Source organism: Acinetobacter sp. 1130196 (assembly GCF_000588095.1).
GTDB classification, from domain to species: Bacteria; Pseudomonadota; Gammaproteobacteria; order Pseudomonadales; family Moraxellaceae; genus Acinetobacter; species Acinetobacter nosocomialis.
This window is the reverse complement of sequence record NZ_JFWX01000026.1, coordinates 1-20516: the sequence shown is the minus strand read 5'-3', so window position 1 is coordinate 20516 and position 20516 is coordinate 1. Positions and strand designations below refer to the sequence as shown.

Genomic DNA, 20516 nt, shown 5'->3' with positions numbered 1-20516 from the left:
ATTATCAGATTCAGTATTTAAAAAGATTCGGAGTTTAATATGTCAGCTAAAGACGTAAAATTTGGTGATTCAGCTCGCTCAAAAATGATTGCAGGGGTAAACGTACTTGCAGATGCGGTTAAAGTGACTTTAGGTCCTAAAGGCCGTAACGTTGTAATCGACCGTTCTTTCGGTGCGCCGCACATCACTAAAGACGGTGTAACTGTTGCTAAAGAAATTTCATTAAAAGACAAGTTTGAAAACATGGGTGCTCAACTTGTACGTGAAGTTTCAAGCAAAACTAACGACATCGCTGGTGACGGTACAACAACTGCGACTGTACTTGCTCAAGCAATTTTAAATGAAGGTATCAAATCAGTAACTGCTGGTATGAACCCAATGGATTTAAAACGCGGTATCGACATTGCAGTAAAAACTGTAGTTGAAAATATCCGTTCTATTGCTAAGCCAGCTGATGATTTCAAAGCAATTGAACAAGTGGGTTCTATCTCTGCTAACTCTGATACTACTGTTGGTAAACTTATCGCTCAAGCGATGGAAAAAGTAGGTAAAGAAGGCGTAATCACTGTAGAAGAAGGCTCTGGCTTTGAAGACGCATTAGACGTTGTAGAAGGTATGCAGTTTGACCGTGGTTATATCTCTCCATACTTTGCTAACAAGCAAGATACTTTGACTGCTGAACTTGAAAATCCGTTCATCCTTCTTGTTGATAAAAAAATCAGCAACATTCGTGAATTGATTTCTGTTTTAGAAGCAGTTGCTAAAACTGGTAAACCACTTCTTATCATCGCTGAAGATGTTGAAGGTGAAGCGCTTGCAACTCTTGTTGTAAACAACATGCGCGGTATTATCAAGGTATGTGCTGTTAAAGCTCCTGGTTTCGGTGACCGCCGTAAAGCAATGCTTCAAGACATCGCGATCTTGACTGGCGCAACTGTTATTTCTGAAGAAGTTGGTATGTCTTTAGAACAAGCGACTCTTCAAGATTTAGGTACAGCGCACAAAATCACTGTTTCTAAAGAAAATACAGTTATTGTTGATGGTGCTGGTGATGCTGCTGCTATCGCTGAGCGTGTTCAACAAATCCGTGCTCAAATCGAAGAATCTACTTCAGAGTATGACCGTGAAAAATTACAAGAACGCGTTGCTAAATTGGCAGGCGGTGTTGCTGTAATTAAAATCGGTGCAGCAACTGAAGTTGAAATGAAAGAGAAGAAAGACCGCGTTGACGACGCTCTTCACGCAACTCGTGCAGCAGTTGAAGAAGGTGTTGTTGCTGGTGGTGGTGTTGCGCTTGTACGTGCCGTAAATGCGCTTGAAGGCTTAAAAGGTGCTAACGAAGATCAAACTGCAGGTATCAACATTTTACGTCGTGCGATCGAAGCTCCACTTCGTCAAATCGTTGCGAACGCTGGTGATGAGCCATCTGTAGTAATCAATGCAGTTAAGAAAGGTGAAGGTAACTTCGGTTATAACGCTGCAACTGGTGAATATGGCGATATGTTAGAAATGGGTATCCTTGACCCAGCTAAAGTAACTCGTTCTGCACTTGAGCACGCTGCTTCTGTTGCTGGCTTAATGTTGACTACAGAATGTATGATTACTGACATTCCTGAAGACAAACCAGCTGCTCCAGACATGGGCGGTATGGGTGGAATGGGCGGCATGATGTAATAAACATCAACGTCTAAATAAAAAAATCCCTGCATTTGCAGGGATTTTTTTATTTCTTATATAAATTAAGAAAAAGTTAAGTTGATATTCTTAAACTTATAGTCAGGAACAGTAGCTGTAGTTCCTCTTTTTTGTTACACCATGCTTATCCTCTTATAAGCATGGTTTTTTTTAACCTAATAAAATGATAAGCCATGTTACTGCAATAATTGAAAGCGCGACAAATTGAGCAGCACTTCCCATATCTTTAGCATTTTTAGAGAGTTGGTGTTTTTCAAGTGATACACGGTCAACTACCGCTTCAATCGCAGAATTGAATAGTTCTACAATAATTGCAAATAAACACACAACCACCATAAGTGCATGTTCACCGCGAGTTACATCTAGAAAAAAGCTAGTAGGGATAAGCACAATATTAATTAAAACAATTTGTCGGAAAGCGGCTTCATTTTTATAAGCTGCTTTAAATCCTGAAATTGAATAACCTGTCGCATTCAAGATGCGCTTTAGTCCGCTTTTGCCTTTGTAGGGAGAATAACTATTCATTCACTTATATTTTTAACACTTTTCATGCATTATATATCGCGGCCCTTAAAAAAAATATTAAATCTTTTTTAAAGATTTTGACTTTATAACTTGATAGAGAAGAAGAGATGAAAAAATTATTTGTAGCATTAGGACTTGTCATGGGTGGGTTACATGTAAGCTATGCAGAGCCTGCCTCAGCTCAACAAGTACCGGGATATTATAAGCATCAATTTGGTAATTACCGCATCACCTCATTACTTGACGGTACCATCTATTTAGACCCTAAGTTATTTAAAAATTTGAGTCAGGCTGAGAAGACTAAAATTTTAACAAAATACGCCGCTGTTAATGAGAAAGGGGTTCAAACTTCGGTAAATGCATTCTTGGTAGATGACGGTAAAAGTTTAACTCTTGTTGATAGTGGTGCTTCAAGTTGTTTTGGCCCACAGTTGGGTTCAATTGCTAAAAATCTTGAATTGGCAGGCTATCAACTTGCTAACGTGAAAACGGTTTTATTAACCCATCTACATCCAGACCATGTTTGTGGTATTGCTCAAAATGGAAAAGCTGTATTTCCTAATGCAACTATTTATGCACATGAACGTGAAGCTGACTATTGGTTAAATCCAGCTTCTGAAAAAACTGTACCTGCAGATAAAAAAGAAAACTATTTAGGAACGGTTAAAAATATAAAAGCTGCGCTTGCACCGTATCAAGCGAAAAAAGCTTTCAAGACTTTTAAAGATGGCGATGTCATTCAAGGTTTTGAAGTAATCAATACACAAGGGCATACACCGGGTCACCATAGCTTCCGATTAAAGAGTAAAGGTCAACAAATTGTCTTTGTAGGAGACATTGTTCACTCACATTCTTTGCAGTTTGATGCTCCAAAAACCGGTGTAGATTTTGATGTAAATTCTGAGCAGGCAATTAACACTCGTTTGAAAATGTTTGCTGAAATCTCAAATAAACAGCAATGGGTAGCTGCTCCACATTTGCCATTCCCAGGAATTGGCCATGTGTATAAAGTAAATGCAGAGCAATACCAATGGATTCCTCTATATTTTAATAACAGTCTTGATAAGTAAAAAAAACAGGGCATTGAATGCCCTGTTTTTTATTAAGTCTTTAACTATTTAGTTGCTTTCTCAAAATTATTGACTGCTTCACGGCCGAGTGCTGGGTCATCTGTAAAGACGCCATCTACACCTGCTTTGAAATATGCTTCAAACTCTTTTAGAGCACCTGTCGGGCAACGCTCGGCAGGTTTGTCGCTACATTTTAAAGGCTGTGGTAAAAAGTTATTTTCTGGACGGAAAGTATATGGGTGTACTTTTAAGCCAGCGGCATGTGCATCGCTAATAAATGAAGTAGTTTGTACTGAACCATCATTATTGAAATTGAGAATATAGTTTTTGCTTGGGCCTACACCATTTGCATATTTAGCAACATCTTTTAAGCTTTGCGCTGTAGCTAAATCACCATATGTTTTAGAAACACCAGATTCAACAAAGTCTGCTGGTCGAGAGGTTTTTGCATCATATAACTGAATGATTTGTGCATGTTTAAGTGTTTTATGTAGATCAAGTTGATCTTTTAAATACTTTAAATTGCTGACTTCGAACGATTGCAAATAGATAGGGGCAATATCACGTGTATATTGATATTTGGCAAGAGTTTTAAGAAGTGTGTCTTCCATGGCCAAATTTTTGTTTTTAAAATAAGTTGGATGTTTGGTTTCAATATATAAGCCAATAATCTTTCCGGTTTTTTTATAATTTGCTTCGGCAAGTTCAATGACTTGTTCAAGTGTTGGAATTGAATACAGATCGTTATAAGCCGTATTTGCTGGTCGGAACTCAGGAATACGTTCACGTGCTTTAACTTGTTGTAATTCATTTAAAGTGAGGTCTTCCGTAAACCAACCCGTTAAATTGACACCATCAATATTTTTTGTGGTTTTACGGTCTGCAAATTGGGCAAGAGTACTGATATTGGTAGTACCACCAATTTCGTTTTCATGACGAGTAACCAATACACCGTCTTTTGTTGAAACCAGATCAGGTTCAATAAAGTCAGCACCATCATCAATCGCTTTTTGATATGAAGCCAAAGTATGTTCAGGACGTAAAGCGCTAGCGCCGCGGTGTCCAATCACTAAAATTTTAGGAAGTTGATATTCTGGTGTAGTTGGGGTTGTTTCGGTTTTATCATCGTCATTGCAACCGACCAAGCCAATTAAACTTAAACATAAAAGTGCTTTTCTAAACATAATTCTACTCATATTGTTTTAGTTGAAACGACTCAAGTATTAGGATTTAGTTTGACGTGATCATGAAGAATTCATGAATTTTAAGTGACACTATTTAACTGGTTCTTTATTGCTTTGTTGGAAATAGTGAATCACGCTTTGTTTTTGTCTTAATTACATTTATTGTTTTAATTCCACTTGTCTTTTTTACACCGCTCGTTGATGATCACAAGGTCTCAAAGCGGCATTTACTCCTGTTAATTAACGACATCATACCGAGCAGCCATGCTATCTAAATTTTTTATTCAGCGCCCCATTTTTGCCAATGTACTGGCGATCATTGTCATGGCTTTTGGTATTTTTTCGGTGATGCACTTGCCCGTAGAACGGTATCCCGATATTGCACCCCCGAAAATTACAGTGTCGGCAAGTTATAGCGGAGCAGATGCACAAACGGTTGAGCAAAGTGTTACCCAAATTTTAGAACAACAAATACAAGGGATTGATCACTTACTCTATTTTAGCTCATCAAGTGATTCATCAGGACGTAGCCGAATTACCATTAGTTTCGATAATGGAACCAACCCCGATACTGCTCAGGTCCAAGTCCAAAATAGTATTAGTGGTGTCATACGCCGTTTACCAGATGAAGTACAACGTCAAGGGGTGACAGTCAGTAAGTCACTAGGCGATACCTTTATGGTAATTGGTTTATACGACTCGACTGGTAAAACCGGAAATATTGAGCTGTCGGACTATTTAACTACACATGTCGTTGATAACTTAAACCGTATTGAAGGGGTGGGTGAAACGGATGTGTTCGGTTCGCAATATGCGATGCGTATCTGGTTAAATCCAGACAAGTTAAAGCAATATAATTTAATGCCAAGTGATGTGGCTAATGCAATCACTGCTCAAAATACCCAAGTTGCTGCAGGTGCAATCGGTGATTTACCAGTCATTGATGGTCAATATCTAAATACAAAAGTGACGGCAGGTTCTCGACTAAAGACTGTTGATGATTTTAAAAATATTGTCGTAAAGTCAGATAAAACGGCGAGTTATGTTTATTTAAAAGATATTGCAAGAGTTGAGCTTGGCGCAGAAAACTATCAGTCTTTCAACACGATTAATGGTTATCCTGCTGCGGGTGTAAGTATATCTTTGTCCTCGGGCGCAAATGCTATTCAAACTTCTAAGCTCATCCATCAAACCTTAGATCAGCTCGCCGCTAAATTACCAGCAGGCTATAAAATCGTTTATCCACGAGATAATACGCCGTTTGTTCAAGAGTCGATTAAGGAAGTTGTAAAGACGCTTGTAGAAGCCATTATTTTGGTAATTTTGGTGATGTTCCTGTTTTTGCAAAGCTGGCGTGCAACACTCATTCCGAGTATTACCGTTCCGGTTGTGATTTTGGGAACTTTTGCAGTCTTATATGTGCTTGGTTTTAGTATTAACACATTAACGTTATTTGCTCTGGTACTTGCTATCGGCTTGTTGGTTGATGATGCGATTGTGGTAGTTGAAAACGTTGAGCGGCTCATGCATGAACAGCACTTAACTCCAAAAGAAGCAGCAATTGAGTCAATGGGTGAAATTAGCGGTGCATTAGTCGGCATTACATTGGTTTTAACTGCTGTTTTTATTCCAATGTCTTTTTTAGGTGGTTCAATTGGCGTGATTTACCGTCAGTTTTCCATTACTTTAGTTGCTGCTATGGCATTATCGCTTACGGTTGCACTCATTTTAACGCCTGCATTGTGTGCATTAATTTTAAAACCTAATCCTGAACCTATGCGCTGGGCAGTGTGGTTTAACCAAAAAATTGATCAACTTAAAAATAAATATATCAAGCTTGTTCAGACGAGTATTCATTACAGTAAATCGGTTATTGTGATTTTTGTGGCGCTGATTGCAGTTTTTATGCTCTTCTACAGTGGTTTAAAAAGCGGCTTTATTCCTAAAGAAGACCAAGGTATTTTAAGTGTGCAAATTAAGCTGGTAGACAGTGCTCCAATTTCTGAAAGTCAGAAAATTGGTGAACAAGTGCGCCAATACTTTCTCACTAAAGAAGATAAAAATGTTGATCTGGTTTTAATTCGTTACGGTCGAAATAATGCCGGGACAGGACAAAATTTAGCGCAAGGCTTTATTGCTTTAAAACCTTGGGATGTACGTACGGCGAAAGAGGACTCGGCTGACGCTATACAAAAGCGTGCAATGAAATATTTCAGAAATTTTAGTAATGCTCAAATTAACGTGACCTTACCTCCTTCGGTAAATGGTTTGGGGCAGACTGATGGCTTGGATTTCTGGATTCAAGATTTAAATGGACAAGGGCAAAACTTCTTAGATGGTATGTTCCGTCAGTTACAGGCTCAAAATAAAAACTATTCAACGTTTGAAAACTTTGATAAGCAGTCTACCAATAGTAAAGCAAATCTGAATATCAAAATTGACCAGAAACAGGCTTTGGCAAATGGTTTGGAACTCTCTGCAATTAATAACACTTTGTCGAGTGCATGGGGCGGAACTTACGTAAACGACTTTATTGATCGGGGACGTATTAAACGTGTCATGATTCAAGGCGATGCCGAGTTCAGATCTAAACCTGAAGATTTATATAATTGGTCTGTGCGTAATAATCAAAATGAAATGGTGCCTTTTAGTTCGTTTGCTAACTTTAGCTGGGGTGGGGCACCAGAAATTGTAAAACGCTATATGGGATATAGTGCTTTACAGTTACAGGCTGATGTTGCCGGTGGTAGCAGTTCTGGTCAGGCTATGAAAGATGTTGAACAACTCGTCAACCAGCAAAAAGATATTGGTTTGGCTTGGACTGGTCTGTCTTTTGAAGAACAGAAGTCGACCAATCAGGCGGTATGGTTATATCTGATTTCGGCAGGTTTTATTTTCTTATGTTTAGCTGCTTTGTATGAGAGCTTAAGTATTCCTGCTGCCGTGATGACTTCTATTCCGCTAGGTGTAGGAGGAAGTGTCATTTTCTCTTATATCTTTGGTTTACCAAATGACGTGTATTTCCAAATTGCACTTCTAACCACGATTGGATTGTCATGTAAAAACGCAATTTTAATTGTTGAGTTTGCTGCATTAGCCCAAGAGAAAGGAAAGAATGCTATTCAGGCCGCTTTAGAAGGCGCAAGCTTGCGTTTAAGACCGATTTTAATGACTTCTTTAGCCTTTGGTGCAGGTGTGATTCCACTTGTATTTGCACAAGGCGCTGGTGCGGTGAGCCGCCAAGAAATTGGTATTAGTATTTTAGGTGGCGTAATGTTTGGTACTGTACTGGTTCTATTCTTTATTCCAGTTATGTATGTGTTATTGCGTTCATTGTTTAAATCGAAAGCTTCAAGTTAAAAGCAAACAATTTAAAAACAGGCATTAAATCAAGTATATTAAGTTTAACTTCTCTTCATATATTTGATTTAGATGCCTCAAGAAAAAAAACTAACACAGCAGCAGGTCATCGCACTGGAACGGGACCTTGCCAAGTTTGCAACCATGATGGATAGCGCCGTCCGTATTCCTTTTACAAAGCAGGGTATTGGTGCCGATGCTGCTTTAAGTACTATTCCAATTGCTGGCGATGTTGCGGGTTTTGTCCTGACTTGCTACGCCATATATAAAGCCAAGCAAATTGGTGTGCCACAGCACAAGCTTACTCCCGTCATAAAATTGGCTGTAGTCGATGCTGTGGTGGGGTGTGTACCAGTTGCAGGAACTATTTTCGATATTTTTATACGTCCTAGTAGAAAAGCATTAGATGTGGTTCATACCCATATTCGTGAAGAATATGCGATTCAAAGTGATATACATGTTATTCATCCGTATTTACATGAAAAGCTTGAAAAGAAACAGCAACACTCAGCCTTCTGGCGTAATCCTGTTGTGAGTTGGCTATGGCTACATATACCGGATTTATTAGGGGTATTGGTGCTTGTTCTGATTGGTTTAGCAATGTGGTGGGGGATTAGTTTTCTTTGGGGACTGGCCCATCATTCAGCCTAATAAAAAAGCCTCCAACTGGAGGCTTTTTTATTTACTGTGTTATGGGCAATCTAACTGATGTAGAGCTGCGACACGCTGTTCAATCGTTGGGTGAGTTTGGAACAAAGCAGCTAAGCTGAAACCTTGTTCTTTACCTTCCGCAATCGCGAACGCTTTCATTTCTTTTGGCATTTGGTCTGGTAACTCTGTTTCAGCTTGCAAACGTAATAAAGCAGAAATCATTGCTTGTTTACCAGCTAAACGTGCACCGGCTTCATCTGCACGGTATTCACGGTAACGAGAGAACCACATTACAATAGCAGAAGCTAGAATACCGAACACGATATCTAAAACCATCGTAATGAGGAAGTACCCCATACCAGGTGCTTCATTGTCTTGACGACCAAAAACATTACGGTCGATAAAATCACCTACTACACGAGCAAAGAACATAACAAAGGCGTTTACAACACCTTGGATGAGTGCCAAGGTAACCATGTCACCATTTGCAACGTGACCAATCTCGTGCGCAAGCACGGCACGTAGCTCATCTTTGTTCATACGCTCAAGTAGACCGCTTGAAACGGCAACTAACGCATCATTTTTATTCCAGCCTGTTGCGAAAGCATTAGACTGATATGAAGGGAAGATACCAACTTCTGGCATATTAATACCAGCACGTTGAGAAAGTTCAGCGACTGTTTGCAATAACCAGCTTTCAGCTTGGTTACGAGGAGCATTTGGGTCAATCAGTTCTGTACCAGTAGTTTTCTTAGCCATCCATTTGGACATAAATAGAGAGACTAAAGAGCCCACCATACCAAACACAAAACAGATGACTAAAAGGTTGCCTAGATTTAAGCCACCCGCGCCATGGTAACTACCGACACCGAAGAGTGACAAAATAATGCCAGCTACAACCAGTACCGCGAGGTTGGTAAGCAAAAACAAACCAATCCGCATCATTGAGAAAATCCTCTTATAAATAAAATATTATCTGATTTATAAATTATAAATCACTCAGCTAATATGCGGCGCTTGGGGGAAAAATTCAAGGAAAAAATAAGGAATCGATACATTCTTTCCGGTATACGAATGTATTCAAATTAAACAAGTTATTTATAAGGCCCGTCTAAATACTAGGGTCGGGGTAATAGATCATTACAATTTTTAGACGATGGGCCTTATTAAAGCATGAGCTGCAAAGTATGCGGTTTTTAATTTTACTCAATTCTGATATGGGCAATTGCCGTTGCATTATTGGTGACATAAGTCCCTGTTGGTGCATCGGTATAGGTGCCATCAGACAATGTCACGATTTGGCGTGCAGAAGAATATTTAACAGGTTTAGCCGATACTTGTTGAGTTGTGGTGGTTTGGGTCAACTCTGGCTGATTTACAGTCTGGGTAGAAATATTTGAATTACTAAAAGATGAAAGGCTTACACCAGAAGAATATAAGTTTTGATATCGACTTGTGACTCGTCGTACATAATCTTGGGTTTCACGGAATGGCGGAATGCCGCCGTATTTATCCACGTTCCCTTCACCTGCATTATAAGCCGCAAGAGCCATTTGCGTATTGCCGTTAAATCGTTTGAGCAACCAACTTAGATATTTAGCACCAGCAAAGATATTTTGCTGAGGATCATAAGCATTAGATACGTTAAAACGGCGAGCAGTAGCTGGCATGAGTTGCATTAAACCTTGCGCACCCACAGGAGAGTGAGCATTCACATTAAAACCAGATTCGGTATGCATGACTGCCTTAATTAGACCTTCGGATACACCATGCTGTTGTGCTGCCTGTTTAATAATATGGTCAAAAGCATTTTTATTTTTGCTATAGCTTGGTAGAACAGAAGCTTCTGAAGTGCCCCAGTTTGTATAACTATGAATATTACTATCGGGGTAGTAAGTCACCTTTACTTTCTTGAGTGAATGGTCATAGCTTTTACGGTTAGTAAGTAAAGTGCTGCCATTTTTGTCTTGGTAAATGTACATTTGACCCGCTAAAGTCGGTGTTATACCTACCGAAAAAGTGGTCATCCCCAGTAAACACGAAAAAAGATATTGAACCGAATTTTTCATTTTATGTTATTCACAATTTTAAGGTATTCGTAACTAGTCAAAGAGTTTATCAAAAAATATTACAGAAAGAAGTTTTGTGTAATTTTTTTTATTTTTGCTCTTTTAAAAAATCAAGCTGTTTTGTTCGAATGATCATCAAAAAAAATTAAAAAAAATTTTTAAAATGATTCTATTGACTTGTCTAACTATTTGAAAATTAAAGGCAAAAATCATTGGTTAAAAAATGATCAATTTAAATAAAACCCTTAACAGAAGGTGAAAACAGTTTGTCAAGTATTAAGAAATCCACAATTTTATCCACAGGTTTTGTGGAAAACTGTGGAAAAGTCCAAAAAGTAAGCATTTTGCGCAAAAAATGAACTCGTCGGTCAAAATGGAGCACTGCTTTTGCATCATGCCTGAGCATTATGACGACTTCAAGAATTGAAACTATTCTTTTGATGCGATTCCCGTCCGAATCATATAAAATTGCGCGGTATTTTTATTTATGGGTATATCTCGTCTATGTACGCGCCAGTTGAGTCCAACGAAGGATTTAATTTTAAGCCTGAACTTCCAACAAGCTCGGCCTATTATCGTTTGCTTAAGAAGCTTCGCCGTCAAGTTGGACATGCCATCCGTGACTTCAACATGATTGAAGATGGTGACAAGGTCATGGTGTGTGTGTCTGGTGGTAAAGACAGTTATACCTTGCTCGACATTTTGTTGCAGTTCAAACGTATTGCACCAATCAACTTTGATATTGTTGCGGTTAACCTTGACCAAAAACAGCCGGACTTTCCAGAAGATGTGTTACCACGCTATATGGAAGAAAATAACATTCCATATTACATTTTGGAAAAAGACACTTATACCATTACCAAGCGTTTAACACCTGAAGGTAAAACATACTGTGCAGTGTGTTCACGTTTGCGCCGTGGTTCGCTTTATGGCTTTGCTCAAGAAATTGGTGCCACTAAAGTTGCGTTAGGCCATCATCGTGATGACATCATTGCAACTTTCTTCTTGAACTTATTCCATGGCGGTAGCTTAAAAGCAATGCCACCTAAGCTTTTGTCTTCGGATAAGAAAAATATTTTGATTCGTCCTTTAGCTTATGTTGAAGAAAAAGACATTATCAAATATGCCGAATTACGTAAGTTCCCAATTATCCCGTGTAACCTTTGTGGTTCACAAGAGAACTTACAACGTGCCATGCTTAATGAAATGTTACGTGAGTGGGATAAACAATATCCGAAACGTTTACACAGTATTTTTGGTGCGTTACAAAACGTGTCTCCGTCTCAGTTAGCAGACCGTGATTTGTTTGATTTCGAAGCGCTAGATTCTCAGCGCGAGATCGACTTTAAAGACCCTGAAGAACTTAAAAAACGTTTAGATGTCGTGAACTTAAGTTTTGCTGCTGAATAAAACAATTAAGTAAGTCAATTAAAGGCATTTTATAAACAAGTGCCTTTAATGTATCAAAATACTAAAAAATGAATGTTCCGTACAAAAAGTCATAGCCCAACCTTAAAATTACATGCTATAACAACGCACAAGCAGAAGTGCTTCATATGATGTTGTCTGGATAGGCAACTAACTAGAGAAATTGAACAAATAAATTTGAGGAAGAATCATGCCTGCATTTTTAACTGATGATTGGTTTGCGACTGTCGAAAAATTAACTGCTGAAGCAGGTGATCTTAATTTGCCACCAGCTCTTGCGAATTTGGCAATTAATTTAGTAGTTACAGATGCTTCTGGAAATACCGAATTAGCGTTAGATGGGGGTAAAATCCAAAAAGGTTTGTCTTCAAATGCCAAAACAACTTTAAACATGGATGCTGAAACTTTACGTAAAGTATTCCTAGAGTTTGATATGGCTGCAGCTATGCAAGCATTCATGACTGGTAAAATTAAAGTTCAAGGCGACATGTCTCAGTTAATGGCTTTACAAACAGCTAAACCAAGCCAAGAACAAAAAGATTTGTTCAAGAAAGTATTAGAACAAACAGCTTAATTCTAAAAGAATTCATATAAAAAGCTTACCCCAAGAGGTAAGCTTTTTATTGATACAAACAATGAATTTATCAACTTTTAAAACAATAAAACTAGATATTGATTCGTGTTTGAGCCGTTTTAATATGCTCAAGATAAGCACGGATACGAGTCACATACTGTACCGCTTGTTTGTATCGACCATTTCGCATTTGATTGCGTTGTAAATAGTCATAGAGATTAACCCATTGGTTTGGGTCTTTTCCTTGGGTTTGTAAGCGCTTCTGGATCTGGTTGACTGCTCCCGGACCCATATTGTAGGCCACAAGGGCATACCAGTTACGATCTGGGTAGGGAATATCACCATACTCACTTAGCATGAGATCATAATATTTCGCACCGCCCTGAATGCTTTGCGCTGGATCGCTACGGTTACTTACACCCATTGCCCGAGCTGTACTGTTGGTTAACATCATTAACCCGCGTACGCCTGTTGGTGAAACAGACTCTGGCTTAAGATACGATTCTTGATAGCTCATTGCTGCAAGCAAATGCCAATCTAAATCATACTTGGCCGCGCTTTGTTTAAAGCTGGCTTTGTAAATAGGTAGACGTGTACTTATATCACGTTGAATCGTCGACCAAGACTCAGGTTTTACAACGTTACGGTTGTAAAATGAAGCCAGTTGTTGAGTCAGACCATTTTGCTTGCTTTGACAAACAAAACCACTGGCTGTTTGTGTAAGAGGATCATCTGCTTGTTTAAACACCCAGCTTAAATCGGGATTTAATCCATTTTTTTGCAAATTTACGATGTCACCACAACTTGCAGAAAAAGACATTAAACCTTTGTTCTCGATTGAGCTTAAGCTCGCGGTCGTCATGGCAAGATTTGCTTTACCTTGCTGGACCCACTTGAGTGCGGTGGCGTTATCTGCCACGATTTTGAAGTCCAACTTTACATTTAAGCTTTGTGCATAGTTACGAGCCAAGTCATAACCGAAGCCATGTAAAAATTGATCTTCTTTAAAAACAGTAGTTGGGCTTTCTACAGCAACTACGGTTAATGTGTTGGTGTTAACTACAGTATTGTACTGTAGGGTTTTTCCTGCATTAATACTATGAAAGGGAAAAAACATAGTGCTGAGTGCAAGAACTTTCAATGGGAGAGAAGAAAATAAAGAGCTAAGGCCAAGCCTCGACCCAGAACTTGAATTACTGTGCATGTTGTCTCCGCTACAGATAATTTATGCCCTAAAAGCCAGACAAAAAGCTGCCATAACTTTTAAAAGTTGATAAATTCAATAAGGGGTGGGCAGTCATGACGTCATTCAAAATGACATGAAATGAAAAAAATAAACTATGTAGAAAATCTACAAAGTTTTTGGTTGGGTTAAAAAATACTCAACATTTAAGATGCGCGCATCATAATCTTCAAAAAAAAGATTGTCAAATTTTGAACAATTAAATATTCGATATATCAACATAACAACATGAATTTATTAAGGAAGAAAATTTATACACTTCTGATATGAGTAAATAGGGTATAAAATGCTACATCTTGTAAGCAGTATGTTGTTCATCAGTGGTTTTTTATCATGAAATCTAACTTAATCACTCGGTCAGGACATGACAAATTAGTTGCTGAATTAAAACAACTTTGGCATGAAGAACGACCAGAAATCACAAAGAAAGTGAATTGGGCGGCAAGCCTTGGCGACCGCAGTGAAAATGCCGATTATCAGTACAATAAGCAGCTGCTTAGAAAAATTGATCGACGGGTACGCTATTTAGGAAAACGTTTAGAAGAGTTAAAAATTGTCGATTATGCTCCCGAGCAAGAAGGCAAAGTTTACTTTGGCGCTTGGGTCGAAATTGAAAATGAAGAAGGTGAACAAAAAACTTTACGTATCGTAGGGATTGATGAAATTTATGATCATCATCCTCAACATATCTCGATTGAGTCGCCAATGGCACGTGCACTCTTGAGTAAACAAGTCGATGATGAGGTTGAAGTGCACACTCCTTTAGGTAAAAAGCTTTGGTATATCAATGCAATTCGTTATGAAAAGCCTAAAAATGATGAAATTTAAATAGATTTGTTTTTATTTTGAGCGTTTGAATTAAAAATTAAATAAAAGATTTGCCAACTTGCATTTTTGTTTATATTATAACGCTCGTTGGAAGCGTGGCAGAGCGGTTTAATGCACCGGTCTTGAAAACCGACGAGGGTGTGAGTCCTCCGTGAGTTCGAATCTCACCGCTTCCGCCAAAATTCTTAAAAGCCCTTGTTAATGACAAGGGCTTTTTTTATGTCTATAAATTACTTAAAAAATTATATTGCTCTGTTTCATAAATTTCTAAGTATGATCTCTCCTGTGCGTGGGTTCGTTAAAGTCACATTTTCTAGCGCCTGAATACACCAAGAGTTATTTTCCTTAACAAGGACGGTGAGAAGGAGGGTATCAATTTGATGGGGACCCTGGGGATGAGCTAAGCCTGCGGTTAGACGACTCCAAAAATGTGAAATACAGATATCATTAGTTAAAGAGGTGACGTCTATGAGTTCATTCTCTAGTGTTGAATCGCTATAGATGGTGTCATGAATAGGCTGGTGAAGAGCAATAATTTCATCAATGCCTTTAACGTAATGACCGAAACGATTAACAAAAGTCGCATCTTGATGAAAAAGCGCTGCAAAGGCCTTCATATCATGATTATTCCAAGCGGCTTGAAATGCTAGGGGAATGTCTTCTGGGTTTATTATGTGTTGACTCATATGATCCCTACTATTTAAGTTCTTAAGTCTATTTTCAATGTATTATAAATGAAGGGACTTCGACCTGCTTAAACGTAACAGCAGCTCTCATTCTTCATATGTTTGAGATTCTATATAAACAAACAATACTTGCAGCGCAAAATAGGGAGTGTTCCCTCATAACTAAACGATATTAAACATATGTAAGCTTGAGTTAAGCAATCGCAAAGGTTTTTTAGAAAAATACAGATAAAAATATAAGATAAATAGAAATGACTCATAATGACTTTAATATATTGTTAATAATTAAATACCCTCTAAAAATTTAAATAGAATTTTCCATTTTAGGACTTTTTAAATGTTCACAATGAATCAATTAAGTTTAAAATATGGAGAATTTGTATATCGGATAGCATTTATTAGTTTTATTAAAATTAGAGTTATATAAATCTTGTGAATTATAGGTTTTTACTTGGCTGTTTTTGTACGTTTTTCATCCTGATGAGTGTGGTGAAATTAAAATATTGTAGCTAAGAGCTTAATTTTTTTAGAAAAAATGAGCCTAAACAATCGGAATTTATATATTATTAAATAGACTTTAAAACTAAAACTTTAATCTTGATTTAAGTTCAATTATTTAATTTATGACATATCTTGATTTCTTTAATGGGTCACAAAAACAAACATGACTTCATTTGAGCCAAATCAGAAAATTAAAGAGAGTATAAAAATGAACCAGTTTGTAACAAACACGAATAATATTATTCGTGGAAAGTATCATCCGGAATTTTTGCAGCATGAAGTCTTGGCCGATATTTTTGTCCATACTGCACAAACTCTTCCTGATAAGACGGCTTTAATTGAAGCAGATAAAACGTTGAGTTATGGTGAGTTATATCAGCAAGCTTTAATCATGGCTCAGCATTTGACGATAAGAGGGGTAAAACCAGGTCATATTGTTGGGTTATGGTTGCCTCGTGGTATTGAGCTTTTAAAAGCTCAGTTGGCAATTTGTTTAAGTGGTGCAGCATGGCTTCCATTTGATATGGATACGCCGGCTGACCGTATAGCAGTTTGTCTTGAAGATGCCGAAGCTGTAGGAATGATTACTACAGATGAATGGTATGCACATTTAGATGAAGTACCACAAACAAAGTGGACCAATACTGAATTGCAAAAGCCGCTTAGTGAAAATATCCCTTTAGCTAAAACGACCCCAGAACAACCTGCGTATATCATTTATACATCCGGTTCAACAGGTAAGCCGAAAGGGATCGTGATTACCCAAAGAAATATTTGCCACTTTTTACGTAGTGAAAATAATGTTTTGGGTATTGAAGAGCAAGATAAAGTCTATCAAGGCTTTTCTGTTGCTTTTGACATGTCGTTTGAAGAGATCTGGCTTTCTTACTTGGTTGGTGCAACATTGTGGATTGCACCTAAGTCACTTGTGAGTGACCCTGAACGTTTATGCCAAACATTAAAGCAAGAAAACATTACCGTATTACATGCTGTACCGACTTTACTTGCTTTATTCCCAGAAGATGTACCTAACTTAAGAATTATTAACTTAGGTGGGGAAATGTGCCCGGATTCACTGGTTGACCGTTGGGCATTGCCTCATCACAAAATGTTTAATACGTATGGTCCAACTGAGACTACGGTTACGGCAAGTCTTGAGGCATTGGAGCGTGGCAAACTTGTTACCATTGGTAAGCCTTTACCAAACTATGGCATGTTGGTCATAAACGCTGAAAGAGAATTACTACCCCAAGGTGAAACAGGTGAGCTCTGTATTTTCGGGCCAAGTGTGGCAGAAGGATATTTAGGCAGACCTGATTTAACGGCTGATAAGTTTATTCAAAACCCTTGGGCAGAAGGTCCAGATGAACAATCGCTCTATCGTACTGGTGACTTGGCTAAAATTGATGAATTTGGACAAGTACATTGCTTGGGACGTGCCGACGATCAGGTAAAAATTCGTGGTTTCCGTGTTGAACTCGGTGAGATCGAAGCTGCGCTTTGCGATATTGAAGGTATTGGTACTGCGGCAGTTATACTTCGTCCTGAAGACGGTATTGACCAGCTCATTGCGTTTATTGCACCAGAAATTGATGCAAAGAAAGCAATCGAAATTAAAGAGATTCGCCATAATCTCAGCCAACGATTACCACCTTATATGGTGCCAAACCGTTTTGAAATTATTGAAGAAGTTCCGCGTTTATTGTCAGGAAAAATTGACCGTAAGGCTTTAAAAGCACGACCACTTACGAGTGTGATTGACCGTAGTGAATCTGACCAACCACAGAACCCGGCCGAAGAAGTTTTATTTGGTATTTTAAATCGCTTGTTTCCAAACATGCCGATTAAACTCGACTCAGATTTCTTTGATGACCTAGGTGGGCATTCACTTCTAGCGGCGGTTTTAATTTCGAACCTACGTGAACATCCGGAATATAGCCACTTAACTATTCAAAACTTATATCAAGCGAGAAGGGTTGGGGCAATTGCTGCACTCATGCTAGAGCAACCAACGCCTACTGTATTTGATAGCCAGATTGGACAAGATAACCCTCGTAATCAAACTTATAAGTGGTTATGTGGTATTGCTCAGTTTATTACTATTCCAGTTTTAATTTCGATTAACATTTTGCAGTGGTTAGCGCCATTCTTTACCTATCATTATTTTACCGGTGGAACACGAGATAGTATTCCAAATGCAATCGCGATGTCTTTATTGGTTTATATCAGCGTAATTATTGCCAGTTTTGTGGTTTCAATTACGGTAAAACGACTATTAATGATGGGCGTTGGTGCAGGGCAATATCCATTATGGGGATTAACCTATTTCCGTTGGTGGTTAGCAGACCGTATTAGCAACATTTCACCAGTCTATCTTTTATCAGGCTCGACTTTACTTAACTTATATTTGAAAGCGCTTGGTGCGAAAATCGGCCATGATGTCACCATTAGTTCAGTGCATATTCGTATGCCGTCTTTACTTACTGTTGAAGATGGGGTGAGCATTGGCTCTCAAGTAAACTTAGAGAATGCCAAAGTCGAACATGGTCACTTGGTGTTAGGTTCAATTCACTTAAAAGAAGACAGTTATGTGGGCTCTTATGCTGTATTAGAAGAAAATACAGTGTTGGAAAAACAAGCTCATGTAAATGCCTTAACTTCAATTGAATATGACACAGTGGTACCAGCTGGAGAAATCTGGGATGGTACACCTGCGAAGAAAATTGGGCATGTAGATGATCACGATAAATTACCAGAGCGTCCAAAATTATCGTTTATTCGTAAAATTGCAGAATATGCATATTATGGAATTAGTGCGTTAATTATTGCGTGTTTGTTCTTTATTCCAATTTTCCCAAGCTTCCTGTTGGTCGACTGGTTAGATGCAAACGTATTTAATATTAACCCGAATGAACATTTACAAATCGCACTGTACTACTTCATTTTAGCGATCCCAGCTAGTGCAATGATGATGATGATTACTGCTGTGATCTCTTCAGTCATTCGTAAAGTTGCATTGCCTCGTCTTGAAACAGGAAGGTATGCGGTTCATGGCGGTACGTATTACCGTAAATGGTTTGCGTCTCAAATCTTGGAAACAAGCTTACAAACCTTGCATGGCTTGTTTGCGACCATTTATGCGCCAACATGGTTCCGTATGCTCGGTGCAAAAGTAGGTAAAAATACTGAAATTTCTACCGCAAACGGTGTTATTCCAGAAATGCTGACTTTGGGTGAAGAAAGCTTTATTGCCGATGCTGTAATGCTAGGTGATGAAGAAATCAAAGGCGGCTGGATGACTTTGAAATCGACGACTATCGGTAACCGTAGTTTTGTCGGAAACAGTGCTTATATTGCTGATGGTACTGTGTTGCCTGACAATGTCTTGATTGGTGTGCAATCTAAGACACCTGATAACGTTGAAATGTACGATGGTCAAACTTGGTTTGGTTCACCACCGTTATTGCTGCCTGCACGTGAAGCTGCTGAGAAATATCCAGATCATTTAACATTCTTACCAAGTATCAAACGCCGTTTAATGCGTGGTTTTATTGAAGGTCTTCGTGTTGTATTCCCTGCCGCTCTTGCGATTGGTGTAGGTTATATGATCGTGCTTGAGATTATTGATGTTATTAACAAATACAACATTCCAACTGGTTTGTTAGCTTTAACGCTTGCTGGTTTGCTCTATGGTGTAGGCTGCTTCGTTATTGTTGCGTTATTGAAGTGGATTTTGATTGGTCGTTATGAGCCACGTTCAGCTCCTATGTGGACTATGTTTGTATGGTTGAGCGAAGGGATTACAAGCTTATATGAGTCAGTTGCGATTCCTAACTTCTTAAACTACTTAAGAGGAACGCCAATGTTGCCATTCTTCTTGCGTATTTTAGGTGTTCGTATTGGTAAAGACGTCTATATGGATACGGCTGATATTACAGAGTTTGACTGTGTAAGCATTGGTGACCGTGCTGAGTTTAATAGCTTCTCGGGTCCACAAACTCACTTGTTTGAAGACCGTATTATGAAAATCGGACAAGTGAATATTGGTAACGATGTTGTGGTAAATACACGTAGTATTATTTTGTATAATGCAAACGTGAGTAACCATGCTGTGCTAGGCCCATTAACATTAGTCATGAAAGGTGAAAATATTCCGGCTAAATCTGCTTGGATTGGTTCACCGGCTGTGCCTTGGGTTCATAAATAATAAATTGTTGAATTGAAAAAAAGCCTCTGTAGAAACAGAGGCTTTTTACTATGTGTTGTAAGCGAACTTATTTATTCAGTTGCCATAAATGCTTCATGATAAGTAACTTCTCCTGAAGGAATATGATTGCTGAAACTTATAGCTTGAAAGTATGGCGAATTCAAACATGAGGTGCGACAGTTTCAAAAGCCATATGATAATCAACAAGCTGAGCAAATTTCTCTAATGGTGTAAGCCAATCTAACGCCTTTCTAGGACGAGTATTCAGTGACATGGCAACTTGATTTAAATAATGCTGATCTGCCTGATTTAAATCAATCCCTTTAGGTAAATATTGCCTAATTAAACCATTCATATTTTCGCATGTGCCTTTTTGCCAAGGTGAATGTGGGTCACAGAAATATACATCTATGCCTAAATCTTCTTCGAGTATTTTATGTTCTGACATCTCGCGTCCACGGTCATAGGTCAACGTTTTACGCAGTTCTGCAGGTA

General features: G+C 38.5%; 14 protein-coding genes, 1 tRNA gene and 2 pseudogenes. 9 read left to right on the top strand and 8 right to left on the bottom strand.

The features are described 5' to 3' along the window. Positions 1-39 precede the first annotated feature (39 nt). Positions 40-1674 (top strand): chaperonin GroEL, encoded by a 1635-nt coding sequence (gene groL / locus J671_RS17170; protein WP_002048605.1) that lies wholly within the window; start codon positions 40-42, stop codon positions 1672-1674. A 171-nt stretch (positions 1675-1845) separates the two neighbouring features. Here groL and J671_RS17165 read toward each other — a convergent pair whose 3' ends face one another. After that, positions 1846-2220, bottom strand: coding sequence for a diacylglycerol kinase (locus J671_RS17165; RefSeq protein WP_004707370.1), 375 nt, complete (start codon positions 2218-2220; stop codon positions 1846-1848). A gap of 107 nt (positions 2221-2327) precedes the next feature. On the opposite strand from J671_RS17165, the gene J671_RS17160 reads away from it, so the two are divergent. Further along, the gene (locus tag J671_RS17160) at positions 2328-3290 is read left to right on the top strand and encodes an MBL fold metallo-hydrolase (protein ID WP_031982943.1); all 963 of its coding nucleotides are present in this window, start codon (positions 2328-2330) and stop codon (positions 3288-3290) included. Positions 3291-3334: 44 nt separating this feature from the next. Here J671_RS17160 and J671_RS17155 read toward each other — a convergent pair whose 3' ends face one another. Further along, positions 3335-4474, bottom strand: coding sequence for a glycerophosphodiester phosphodiesterase (locus tag J671_RS17155; protein WP_022575218.1), 1140 nt, complete (start codon positions 4472-4474; stop codon positions 3335-3337). Between the two features lie 264 nt (positions 4475-4738). Here J671_RS17155 and J671_RS17150 point away from each other — a divergent pair, with 264 nt between their 5' ends. Next, on the top strand, positions 4739-7834 hold the full coding sequence (locus J671_RS17150) for a multidrug efflux RND transporter permease subunit (protein ID WP_031982941.1): 3096 nt from the start codon (positions 4739-4741) through the stop codon (positions 7832-7834). Positions 7835-7906: 72 nt separating this feature from the next. Then, positions 7907-8485 (top strand): DUF4112 domain-containing protein, encoded by a 579-nt coding sequence (locus J671_RS17145; RefSeq protein WP_004707378.1) that lies wholly within the window; start codon positions 7907-7909, stop codon positions 8483-8485. 39 nt (positions 8486-8524) lie between these two features. On the opposite strand, the gene htpX is transcribed toward J671_RS17145, so the two are convergent. Continuing rightward, entirely contained in the window at positions 8525-9430 is a 906-nt protein-coding gene (gene htpX, locus J671_RS17140) for a protease HtpX (RefSeq protein ID WP_002048489.1), read from the bottom strand. 257 nt (positions 9431-9687) lie between these two features. Next, positions 9688-10554 carry a lytic transglycosylase domain-containing protein gene (locus tag J671_RS17135; RefSeq protein ID WP_031982940.1) on the bottom strand — a complete coding sequence of 289 codons (867 nt, stop codon included), beginning with the start codon at positions 10552-10554 and terminating at the stop codon, positions 9688-9690. A 504-nt stretch (positions 10555-11058) separates the two neighbouring features. On the opposite strand from J671_RS17135, the gene ttcA reads away from it, so the two are divergent. Further along, positions 11059-11964, top strand: coding sequence for a tRNA 2-thiocytidine(32) synthetase TtcA (gene ttcA, locus J671_RS17130; RefSeq protein WP_031982939.1), 906 nt, complete (start codon positions 11059-11061; stop codon positions 11962-11964). Between the two features lie 208 nt (positions 11965-12172). Next, the gene (locus J671_RS17125) at positions 12173-12556 is read left to right on the top strand and encodes an SCP2 sterol-binding domain-containing protein (RefSeq protein WP_001110719.1); all 384 of its coding nucleotides are present in this window, start codon (positions 12173-12175) and stop codon (positions 12554-12556) included. A gap of 91 nt (positions 12557-12647) precedes the next feature. Here the strand turns inward: J671_RS17125 and J671_RS17120 are convergent, their stop codons facing one another. After that, complete coding sequence (locus J671_RS17120) at positions 12648-13760, bottom strand: transglycosylase SLT domain-containing protein (protein WP_004707379.1); 1113 nt, start codon at positions 13758-13760, stop codon at positions 12648-12650. A 372-nt stretch (positions 13761-14132) separates the two neighbouring features. On the opposite strand from J671_RS17120, the gene greB reads away from it, so the two are divergent. Beyond that, positions 14133-14627 carry a transcription elongation factor GreB gene (gene greB, locus J671_RS17115; RefSeq protein ID WP_002048569.1) on the top strand — a complete coding sequence of 165 codons (495 nt, stop codon included), beginning with the start codon at positions 14133-14135 and terminating at the stop codon, positions 14625-14627. Positions 14628-14716: 89 nt separating this feature from the next. After that, positions 14717-14806: transfer RNA gene (locus J671_RS17110), tRNA-Ser, on the top strand. 78 nt (positions 14807-14884) lie between these two features. Here J671_RS17110 and J671_RS17105 read toward each other — a convergent pair. Continuing rightward, a pseudogene (locus J671_RS17105) lies at positions 14885-15404 on the bottom strand (SgcJ/EcaC family oxidoreductase). A gap of 618 nt (positions 15405-16022) precedes the next feature. Between J671_RS17105 and posA the strand changes: the two are divergent. Continuing rightward, the gene (posA, locus tag J671_RS17100; RefSeq protein WP_031982937.1) at positions 16023-20021 is read left to right on the top strand and encodes a delta-poly-L-ornithine synthetase PosA; all 3999 of its coding nucleotides are present in this window, start codon (positions 16023-16025) and stop codon (positions 20019-20021) included. Between the two features lie 71 nt (positions 20022-20092). Here posA and J671_RS26315 read toward each other — a convergent pair. Both J671_RS26315 and J671_RS25220 read right to left on the bottom strand, forming a co-directional pair. Then, positions 20093-20173 (bottom strand): annotated as a pseudogene (locus tag J671_RS26315) (GNAT family N-acetyltransferase); the annotation flags it as partial. Between the two features lie 8 nt (positions 20174-20181). After that, positions 20182-20516: IS30 family transposase (locus J671_RS25220; protein ID WP_000295858.1), on the bottom strand; the 335-nt coding region annotated here is incomplete at its 5' end.

What these genes read in the sequence shown, in the direction of transcription:
- groL (WP_002048605.1), top strand. Translation starts at nt 40, where the DNA reads ATGTCAGCTAAAGACGTAAAATTTGGTGATTCAGCTCGCTCAAAAATG.
- J671_RS17165 (WP_004707370.1), bottom strand. Translation starts at nt 2,220, where the DNA reads ATGAATAGTTATTCTCCCTACAAAGGCAAAAGCGGACTAAAGCGCATC.
- J671_RS17160 (WP_031982943.1), top strand. Translation starts at nt 2,328, where the DNA reads ATGAAAAAATTATTTGTAGCATTAGGACTTGTCATGGGTGGGTTACAT.
- J671_RS17155 (WP_022575218.1), bottom strand. Translation starts at nt 4,474, where the DNA reads ATGTTTAGAAAAGCACTTTTATGTTTAAGTTTAATTGGCTTGGTCGGT.
- J671_RS17150 (WP_031982941.1), top strand. Translation starts at nt 4,739, where the DNA reads ATGCTATCTAAATTTTTTATTCAGCGCCCCATTTTTGCCAATGTACTG.
- J671_RS17145 (WP_004707378.1), top strand. Translation starts at nt 7,907, where the DNA reads ATGCCTCAAGAAAAAAAACTAACACAGCAGCAGGTCATCGCACTGGAA.
- htpX (WP_002048489.1), bottom strand. Translation starts at nt 9,430, where the DNA reads ATGATGCGGATTGGTTTGTTTTTGCTTACCAACCTCGCGGTACTGGTT.
- J671_RS17135 (WP_031982940.1), bottom strand. Translation starts at nt 10,554, where the DNA reads ATGAAAAATTCGGTTCAATATCTTTTTTCGTGTTTACTGGGGATGACC.
- ttcA (WP_031982939.1), top strand. Translation starts at nt 11,059, where the DNA reads ATGTACGCGCCAGTTGAGTCCAACGAAGGATTTAATTTTAAGCCTGAA.
- J671_RS17125 (WP_001110719.1), top strand. Translation starts at nt 12,173, where the DNA reads ATGCCTGCATTTTTAACTGATGATTGGTTTGCGACTGTCGAAAAATTA.
- J671_RS17120 (WP_004707379.1), bottom strand. Translation starts at nt 13,760, where the DNA reads ATGCACAGTAATTCAAGTTCTGGGTCGAGGCTTGGCCTTAGCTCTTTA.
- greB (WP_002048569.1), top strand. Translation starts at nt 14,133, where the DNA reads ATGAAATCTAACTTAATCACTCGGTCAGGACATGACAAATTAGTTGCT.
- posA (WP_031982937.1), top strand. Translation starts at nt 16,023, where the DNA reads ATGAACCAGTTTGTAACAAACACGAATAATATTATTCGTGGAAAGTAT.